The organism is Pseudophaeobacter leonis (assembly GCF_002087335.1).
GTDB lineage: Bacteria > Pseudomonadota > Alphaproteobacteria > Rhodobacterales > Rhodobacteraceae > Pseudophaeobacter > Pseudophaeobacter leonis.
The window spans coordinates 1-9,097 of record NZ_MWVJ01000125.1 but is presented as its reverse complement, the minus strand read 5'-3'; the positions used below and the strand labels follow the sequence as shown (position 1 = coordinate 9,097).

At 60.4% G+C, this 9,097-nt stretch carries 7 protein-coding genes; all 7 read left to right on the top strand.

Annotation, left to right across the window (positions count from 1 at the left end; translation table 11 throughout):
• The first annotated feature begins 232 nt into the window (after positions 1-232).
• Positions 233-472 (top strand): hypothetical protein, encoded by a 240-nt coding sequence (locus B4968_RS22405; protein WP_083101393.1) that lies wholly within the window; start codon positions 233-235, stop codon positions 470-472.
• 8 nt (positions 473-480) lie between these two features.
• Positions 481-6,147 (top strand): hypothetical protein, encoded by a 5,667-nt coding sequence (locus B4968_RS22400; RefSeq protein WP_083101392.1) that lies wholly within the window; start codon positions 481-483, stop codon positions 6,145-6,147.
• A gap of 5 nt (positions 6,148-6,152) precedes the next feature.
• Complete coding sequence (locus tag B4968_RS22395; RefSeq protein WP_139792991.1) at positions 6,153-7,064, top strand: hypothetical protein; 912 nt, start codon at positions 6,153-6,155, stop codon at positions 7,062-7,064.
• Positions 7,064-7,411, top strand: coding sequence for a hypothetical protein (locus tag B4968_RS22390; RefSeq protein ID WP_083101390.1), 348 nt, complete (start codon positions 7,064-7,066; stop codon positions 7,409-7,411). Before B4968_RS22395 ends, B4968_RS22390 begins: the two co-directional genes overlap by 1 nt.
• A gap of 20 nt (positions 7,412-7,431) precedes the next feature.
• The gene (locus tag B4968_RS22385; protein ID WP_083101389.1) at positions 7,432-7,767 is read left to right on the top strand and encodes a hypothetical protein; all 336 of its coding nucleotides are present in this window, start codon (positions 7,432-7,434) and stop codon (positions 7,765-7,767) included.
• Positions 7,764-8,585 carry a hypothetical protein gene (locus B4968_RS22380; RefSeq protein WP_083101388.1) on the top strand — a complete coding sequence of 274 codons (822 nt, stop codon included), beginning with the start codon at positions 7,764-7,766 and terminating at the stop codon, positions 8,583-8,585. Before B4968_RS22385 ends, B4968_RS22380 begins: the two co-directional genes overlap by 4 nt.
• On the top strand, positions 8,582-9,097 hold a 516-nt coding region (locus B4968_RS22375), incomplete at its 3' end, for a hypothetical protein (protein WP_139792990.1). The genes B4968_RS22380 and B4968_RS22375, both read left to right, overlap by 4 nt.

The window sequence follows — 9,097 nt, the reverse complement described above, 5'->3', positions numbered from 1 at the left end:
CCTATGAGCTGATCGATGCGGCGGGCGGCTATCGCAAGCTGATGCCGCTGTTGTCCGAGGCGGTTGGTTGCGCCTTCCCTGAGCTGGCCCCTGCCAGTGCCGAGGCTGGCGAAGAGGCTGGCGAAGCCAGCGAGGGAAAGGCAGAGACCCCCGTGAGCCACTAGACTGGCAATCCCTGTTAGAAACGTGGTGCGGGTTTGGCCTGCACCACGTTGAATTCTGGGACGTCTCCTTGCGGGAATACCACCTGATCACCTCCGGTAAGATCACAGCCAAAAACGAAGAGTTCAAGGCGCGGCGGGTGCTCAATCAAGAGCTGGCAACACTGGTCAAGTTTGGGTTCCATAATCCAAACAAAATGCCGGATTTCACCAAAGCGAAGGCTGCACAGAAGCCCGGATCTGGTGAGAAAAAAGCCAATCACGCGCGGCTGCACCAGTTCCTTCTGAACCAATCATTCCAATCCAAATAGGTGAAAATATGGGCGCTATTATTGGCTCGCTGCGCGGGCTGCTGTCTCTGGAATCTGCTGCCTTTGAAAGCGGTGCCAAGCGCGGCATTGCGGCTATGGGCAACGTGGAACGCCGCATGGTGCGGATGGGGTCTGCGGTTGAAAAAGCTGGGCGCAAAATGGCGCTGGGGCTGACCTTGCCGATGGCAGGCGCTGCCGTGATCGCAGTCAAATCCAGCCTGCAGATTGTGGACGCACAAGCCAAGATGGCGCAATCGCTGGGCACGTCTGTGCAATCGATGCAGGTGCTGCAGCGCGCGGCGGATCTGTCTGGCGTGTCGATCGGGGAAGTCGAGCAGGCAACCATCCAGCTCACCAAACGTCTGAGCCAGGCGGCGGGGGGCGCGGGGCCAGCCGTGAAGGCACTGGAGCAATTGCACCTGAGCGCGGCCGAGCTGTCGCGCCTGCGCCTGGATGAGCGGCTGGCCAAAATCCAGAACGCCATTGCGGACTATGTGCCGGTTGCGGAGCGCGGGGCGGTGGCCTCGGAACTGTTTGGCAGTCGGGCCGGTTTGATCTTTACCCGGATCGATAGCAGCGCTTTGCGCGTGGCTTCTGCAGATGTGCAGCGCTTTGGCGTTGCTATCTCTGAGGTCGATGCAGATCAGATCGAGCGCACCAATGACGCGATCTCGCGCATGGGGCTGGTGGGGCGCGGTGTCGCCAATCAATTGACGGTAGCGCTGGCACCTTTTCTGGAGGATCTGAGCGGCAAGGCGGCGGATGCGGCTGAGTGGTTCAACAATCTGTCTGACGGGGCAAAGGCGTTGATCGCCAAAGGCGCGGCTTTGACCGCAACCCTGGGGCCGGTCGCCATTGGTCTGGGCCTGGTTCTGAAGCTGGCCGCGCCTTTGGTTGGCGCAGTGGTGGCGCTGGCGTCTCCTATCGGGCTGGCGGTTGCAGGGTTCACCGCGCTGGCGCTCGCCAGCACCGCCCTTGCCGATGCAGGTTTTGGTTCTACCTCCTTTGCTGAAGCCCATGAGATCGCGATGGATAACGTGACCATTGCGATGGGTGATCAGATCCACGCCAGCGCGCGGCTGGCAGATGCCCTGCGCAAGGGCGGGCCGGTCACGCTGGCTGTGGTCGAGGCGAAAATGGCAGAGGCGAACGCGCGCCGCGCTGTGATCGAGCAGCTTCAAGCGGAGCGCCGGGAAGCAGTTTTGGCTGCACTGGGCTATGGCGATCTGCTGGTTGAGCTGCAGGCTGCAAGGGCTGGATTGGATGAGCTGGCCAAGCCCAGCGATAAAGACCTGGTGGAAATGCCAGCGCTCATGGCTGCGGGCTATGAGGCTGCGGAGCGCAATGTTGTGCGGCTGCTTCTGAAGCAAGCTGAAATGCTCAAACTTGTGCAGGCTGGCAATGTCCTGACCGAGGAAGAGGCGGCTGCTCGAAAGCAAAATTTGGAGAACATTGCCGAGTTGAAGCGCCGCTTGAATGAGCTGAACGGGATTACTTCGGAGAATGTCGCGCTGACCGATCGCGGCACTGTGGCGGCGGGCCAGCTCGCCCAGGGGCTTGGTGTGGCGGCGGGGCAGGCCGCAGCCATCAAGGGCTATTTGACCGCACTGCCGGGGGCCTTGGCGGGCGCGACTGCAAACATCGCCGGGATCAAGGCGGGCATTGCAGCCCTTGCCGGGGGCGGTAATGAGTTGACCGCCAATGCCGCCAAGTACCGTGCCCAGCTTGAGGCCAGCCTGCCAGCTCTGTCGGACATGGCAGATGGGCAGCGCCGGGTTGTTGAGGAAGGCATCAATCAGCAGGTCCAGCTTTATGAGCAAGAGCAGGCTTTGAATGCGGAATATCAAAAGCGCATAGCTTCCCTGAATAAGGTCAAATCTGCAGGCGGAGCTGCGGCCAAAAGCGCGCTGGCACAATTGACCAAAGAGATTGCCGCGCGCCGGTCGCTGCTGGGCCTGACGGATGATCAGCGCAAGAAACTGGAAGCGGTGCGCTCTGTGCAGCAAAAGCTGGGCAAAGAGGGGCTTGGTCTCAGGAAGGCGCAGATTGAGGGTCTGGCCAATGAGGTGGTGGAGCTGGACCGCGTAGAGGCGGGGCTGGGGGGGGTCCAAGATCAGCAGGCGCGCTGGTCTGAGCAGATCACGCGCGTGGCTTTTGAGGGCGGCAGTCTTACCGACACGGGGCAGGGGATGCTGCGCGATATTGCCTATCAGTTTGCCCATTCCAAGATTGTGCTGCCGGTGGTGGCCTCGGTGACGGGCGCGCTTGGTCTTGATCAATTGCTTGGCGGTGGCGGCTCTGCAGGGGCGGCTTTGGTTGGCAGCGGCGGCGGTGGTGGCGGTCTCGGGCTGCTTGGCTCTGCGCTCAATCTGGCAGGCGGTGGTGGCATCGCCTCTGGTATTGGCACCGGTCTGGGTGGGGGGTTCTCTGGGGGCGGTCTGACGTCCAGCTTTGCCAATCTTTGCGGGCTGATCTCTGGGACATCAAGTGGCCTCGGTGCCATTGGTGCGGCACTGCCTGGCATCGGCGTTGTTGTTGCTGGCATTGCGCTGCTGGCCAAAGGTCTGAGCCGCAAATATGCCGGGTCCGGTATCCGGGGCAACTTTGGTGCCGAGGGCTTTGAAGGGGCACAGTTCGACTTTTACAAAGGCGGTTTTCTGCGTTCTAACCGCACGGATCTGAAACCGCTGGAAGCTGAGTTTGAGCTGGCGCTGGATCAAAGCATGACGGGCATTACTGCTGGCCTGCACGATATGGCCGATGTGCTGAACCTCAGTTCTGATGCCATCGATACATTTGTGGGGGCTGACTTCCAGCTTTGGACCAATGGCAAGAACCAGGAAGAGATCCAAGCCGCGCTTGCAGAGCAGTTGGAACTGACCTCCAGCGCAATGGCAGAGCTGATCCTTGGCGAAGAGGCGGTTGCCCGCGCCGGGGAAACTGCCACGGATAAGCTGACCCGGCTTTCAACGGGTCTGGAAGCCACAACCGAGGCCTTTGACCTGCTGGGGCATTCTGCCTTTGCGGCGTCTATCTTAGGCGGTGATGCGGCCTCGCACCTGGTTGATCAGTTCGGCCGTATTGAAGCCTTCAGCACTTCGGTGCTGGCCTATTGGAACGCCTTTTACAGCGATGCGGAGCGGCAGGAAACGACACTGCGCGGCCTTGCGGAGCGGTTTGAAGAGCTGGGCGTGGCCATGCCCAAAAGCCGGGAAGAATTCCGCGCCATGATCGAGGCGATCGATCTGACCTCTGAGGCGGGCCGCGCGCTCTATGCAGAACTGATCCAGATGAGTGGTGCCATGAATGAGGCGCTGCCAGCACTGCAGGGGTTGAGTGCGGCGCTGTCTGACAGTGTGGCTGGGATCAATGGCGAGGTGTCTGGCCTGATGGCGCAGGCGCGCGACACGGCCACTGAGGCGGCGCGGGCTGCGCAGGATTGGGTCCGGGCGGGCACCAGCCTGCGGGATCTGCAAAAGGATCTCAGCTATGGCTCAACCTCTTTGCTGGGGGCCGGTGCGCAGGTTGCTGCGGCGCGGGCAGAAATGGACCGGCTGAGTGCAGCGGCGCGCGAGGGCGATGTTGATGCGGCCAAGGCTTTTGGCGGTGTTGCCAGTCGCTATCTGACGCTGGCCACCTCGCAGGCGGGATCTCTGGTGGATGCGCAGCGGATCGCGGCACAGGTCGGAGCTGAAGCGGATCGGCTGGCCGGTCTCGCAGATATTGAGGGCGCAGCCGATACGGTTCTGGAAAGCCTTGCGCGGGATCAGTTGGGGGTTCTGGAAGAGCTGAGCAGCTACCTGCAGAGTGCCGAGACCATCGACCAGGACGTCATTGCATCCTTTGAGCGGCGTTTGCTTTCGCTGCAGGGGGCGATTGAAGGATCAGAGCTGAGCCTGGACTTTTTGCGCAACGGGATCACGCTGTCGATCGATGAGCTGGATCTGTCCAGCCTCACGCCAGAGCTGCAGGAGTTGATCCGGGGCAGTCGTGATGCGCTGCAGGCGGCAATTGAATTTGTTCTCAGCACCGATGGGCTAACGCCGGAACTGCGCTGGCTGGCGCTGCAGACCACCAGTCAGCATACCCGCACGATCTCGCTGGTGCCGGATCTCGATGGCGTCTCTGATCGCGTTTTGGAAATGGCGATCGGGGCCAGTTCTGACCTGGTGCGCAATGTTGAGCTGGCAGCAGCGGCAGGGCTTGATCCTGATCTGTTGTCGGTGGTTCTGGCTGAAAATGGCGATTTGACGCGATCGGTTAATCTGGTGCTGGGATCTGATCTGAATGGCCGCTCAATGCGCGCCGCCCTGGGCGGTGTGGATGCCCTGGGCGATGCCTTGGGGGTCTCGCTCGATACCGGGGTATCTGACGAGATCCGGGCGATTGTTGCCGGGGGTGCCAGCAGCTATTCGGCCTCTCTGGATCTGGCGGTATCTGGCGATCTGGCACCTGGTGAAGTGCGCGCGCTGCTGGCCTCACAGCGGCAATTGCTGGTGGGCATGGATGCGACGATTAACGGAGATCTGCCAGAGGCCACGCAAGAGCTGCTGCTGAACGCGATCACTAATGGGACGCGCGCCCTGGCGATCGATGCTCATTTTGGCGATCAGCTCACGGATCGCCAGCGCGAGCTGCTGGCCGAAGCTGTGACAAATGCAGAGCGGGTTGTGGAGATCAGCGCGCAGGCGGATCTGTCTGAGGATGATTTGACTGCCCTGCGCGGGATCAATACGCGCTTTGAGCGTATCATGGATGGCCGGGTGGATCTCACTGGCCTGAGTGATGAGCAGGCGGGGTTCTTTGTGGCGATCTCGGGTGCCACAAGCGGGCGGCTAACACTGGGCGGCTCATTCGAGTTTGACCCGCTCGGCAGTTTTGCGGACAGCATGCAAGACGCGGTTGGAACGCCGATCGATGCGCTGTCTGGCCATATCGAGGGTATGACCACGGGGATGCAGGCGCTGGTCAGCTCGCTTGGGTCTTTGCAGTCGGAGATCTCAGCCGATCGCGCTCGCGCAGAGGCCGCAGCCGAGGCGGCGGCGCGCGTCTCTACCCTGCAGGCCAAGGTCGATAAGTTCGACGACAATTGGGGCAGCAAGTCGCTGACCAGAACTGAGGGGCTGGAAGACAAACTGCAGGATCTGGTGGCATCAACCGGCGTCTCTCTTTCGGGCATCAACCTGCGCGATGATGGCACCCTTGCCTATAGTTCCTCGGGGATCTCTGGAACGGCCAGCCAGTTGGCGGCGTTCCGTGATGCCGGGTTCTGGGATCAGGGCGGGCTGCAGGATCAGATCGCAGCGGCAAACGATAACCGCCAGCGCGCGGTGGCCTATCAGGAACGCCTGCAGGAAAACATCCGCAACGCCATGACGGTCCCGGGATTTGCTTCTGGGGGCGACCACCTGGGCGGCTGGCGTGTTGTGGGGGAAAAGGGCTGGGAATTGGAAAACACCGGCCCCTCTCGCGTGGTCAGCAATTCTGACAGCAAGGCCATGCTGGACAATCGCGGCGTTGTGGCGGTGCTGCAGGAGGTGCTGGCGGTCATGTCGGCAATGGGTGCCAGTACCACAAAGGGCCTTTCCGAGGTCGCCAAGCATACAGCGGATCTGGCCAAGCTGGAACGCGGGCGCGAAATCCTGGGCCAACCACCAACCCGGCAAGAGGTATAAATCACATGACATTGAGGCTCGCGGTTGCCTTCCCAATTGGGGAGGCAAACCTTTTGTATTCCAGCCTTCCAGAGGATGATCATCCCGCCTGGGCGGTTGGCACCAGTTACCTGCTTGAAGATCAGGTGATGCGGGTTCACTGGCGCTATGAGTGTATTCAAGCGCACCAGGGCGAAGATCCTGCAGGCGATACCCTGAACCAATACTGGATCCGCCTGGGGGCCACCAACCCATGGCGTCCCTTTGATAAGTTCATCACAGATCAGGCCATTGGCGAGGCAGGCGCGGCGCTGGTCTATCGGCTGAACCAGCTACCAGAGCCGGTCAGCGCTGTGAGCTGTTTCGGTCTCGCGGGGTCCGAGATCACCCTGACGGTGACGGATCCCAATGACGGGGTGGTCTATGCCAGGACCATTTCCCTGGTGGATACCGGTCTAATAATTGACGCCTTCACCTATTGCTTTGAGCCGCACCGGACGCGCTCTGAAGCGGTGTTTAACGAGATCCCGCCCTATGCGCAGGCCACCTATGAGATCTCGCTGACCTCGACCGATGCGGTGCCTAAGATCGGCCAGATCGTCCTGGGCCGGGAATACGATATTGGCGAGGCCCTGTTTGGCACCAGCTTTGGCATTGAGGACTATTCCACAGCGGAGCGTGACCAGTGGGGCAACATGACCATTGTTGAGCGGCCATTTGCCAAGGTGGTGGATTATCGCGCCAGAGTGCCAACCGAACAGGGGCGGCGCATCGCCATTATCCTGGAGGAAAACCGCGCCAAGCCGGTTGTGGTGTTTGGCGGTGAAGACAGCGACCAGATCGGCGTCACGGTCTACGGCAAACTTTCCGACTGGGACGTCAGCACCGGCGACCCGATTGAATCTGAACTGAGACTGAAAGTGGAGGGCCTGACCTGATGGCAGATCCAAATATTACACTGCCCCCCGTGATGCCCAATCGGCGCGAGGGGTTCTTTTCTGAGCGCATGGATGCCTTTCTAATCTGGCTTGCAGATTTTGCTGTGGAGATCACAGCGGCCATTGCATGGATTGGGGAGCGCGCTGCAGCGACCGAGGCAGCGGCGGGCGGAGCTGCGGCTGACGCCTGGGTTAGCGGCGGGGATTACAGCGCCGGTCAATCCTTTTTCTCGCTGGTAGACTTCCAGTCATACCGGGCCAAGACCGATCACAGCGGTGTCTTGCTGGACCCAAGCCAGGACGCCACAAACTGGGCGGGTTATTCTCTGGGCAAGTCGCCAACCTGACCTCTGTCGAGGTGTCAGGTGTGGCCAAGCTGGCAAGCCTGCAGGAAACGGTGGTGCCTTTGGCCGGTGTGGCTCCTGACATCGATCTTGCAGCGGGCACGGTGTTCACCTTGCTGAGCGAAGGCAATACAACCTTCACCTTTGCCAATCCGGCAGCAGCTGGGGCTGCGAGTGCCTTCACATTGCGCCTGACTGCGGGCGGGGATCATACGCTGACCTGGCCTGCCTGGGTGGTCTGGTCTGGAGGATCTGCCCCGGATGCGCCTGCAAGTGGCGAAACAGACGTGTTGACCTTCCTGACAGCGGATGCCGGGGCCACCTGGTTCGGCTTTGTGGCTGGGGAGGCGATGGCGTGACTGTATCTGCAAAACTTCGCGGCGCTGGGTCTGGTGGATCTATTGAGGACGCCAAGCTGCTGGCTATTGATAGCACTTACCCAGCGCTGGTGCGTTACGGGTCTGGCTGGTGGGTGGACGGCGGGGACCACTTTTATTCTTCGACTTATACCTTTCACGATTACAACCACTTCACCGGCGACTTGGACCTGGCCACGTTTACCTATGAAAACGAATACACTTGGACAAACTCGGATACCTTCGGAATAGCCGTGGCTGCTGATGGAACAAAGGGAATGATGTTTACGGGTGATGCTGAAACCAGAGATTTTACCATGCCCACGCCATACAGTTTTGCAGGAGTTCCTGGAGGTACAGCTTATCGCTTTAAAAACTCCGCAAACAGCAACGTCTCATGTGTCGGGGCCACCACAAGCCGCGACGGATTGTATGTGTACCTCCTGGATACAGGGCACATAGTCAGGCGGTATTCAATGACGTCGCCGTTTGATCCCTCGACGATTGTGGCCGTTACTCCTGACGCGGGGCAGGAAATCGATCTCGATAGTCTACCTGGCGTTCTGGCGTTTGTGGCGACCTACGGCATCAGCATCAGCCACGATGGGACGCTGCTGCACATAGCCGACCGCAACTTGAAGACCCTTGTTCAATTTGAGCTGTCAACGCCCTACGATTTAACCTCAGTGATCTATGTGGGCTCTTATTTAGATGCGGTGAACCTTTCTGGAATTGGGGGGGTAGCAGCTCACCCCTCAGACAGAACGATTGTCTACGCACTTTCCCAGCAAACCGGCATCTCAAAATGGAGGGTCGCATGACCTATGTCTTGATCAAGAATGGGGAGGTTGCGGCCTTCCCTTATAGTCTTGCGCAGCTTCGCAAAAGCAATTCCAAGACCAGCTTTCCCAAGGTCATTTCTGACGCACTGGCAGCAACCTTTGGCCTCTATCCGGTCACGGTCGCTGACCGGCCAGCACAGCAGGTCGGTGCTGTTCTGGAACGTGATGCAGCGCCGCTGCTGGTCGCGGGCGAATGGGTGCAGGGCTGGAGCCAGCGCGCCAAGTCCGAGACTGAACTGGCGCCTGATCTGGCGGCGCGGCTCGATGAGGGCAAGGCTGAATGTCGCCGCCGGATCTTCGCGGTGGTTGATGAAATGGCCCAGATCAATCTTGTGGCGGCGGCTAGTACCGGTCTGCTGTCGGACGCGCAGCGGGCCGCCTATATCGCGGGGCTTGGGTGTATCACGCAGATGCGCGGCACCTGGCCGGGTCTGGTAGAGGCCGGTGCCGATCTGTCCGATGATGCCAATTGGCCTGCCGTTCCCGATGGG

Coding starts and splice junctions, on each gene's coding strand:
- B4968_RS22390 (WP_083101390.1), top strand. CDS start 7,064: ATGGCAGATCCAAATATTACACTGCCCCCCGTGATGCCCAATCGGCGC.
- B4968_RS22395 (WP_139792991.1), top strand. CDS start 6,153: ATGACATTGAGGCTCGCGGTTGCCTTCCCAATTGGGGAGGCAAACCTT.
- B4968_RS22400 (WP_083101392.1), top strand. CDS start 481: ATGGGCGCTATTATTGGCTCGCTGCGCGGGCTGCTGTCTCTGGAATCT.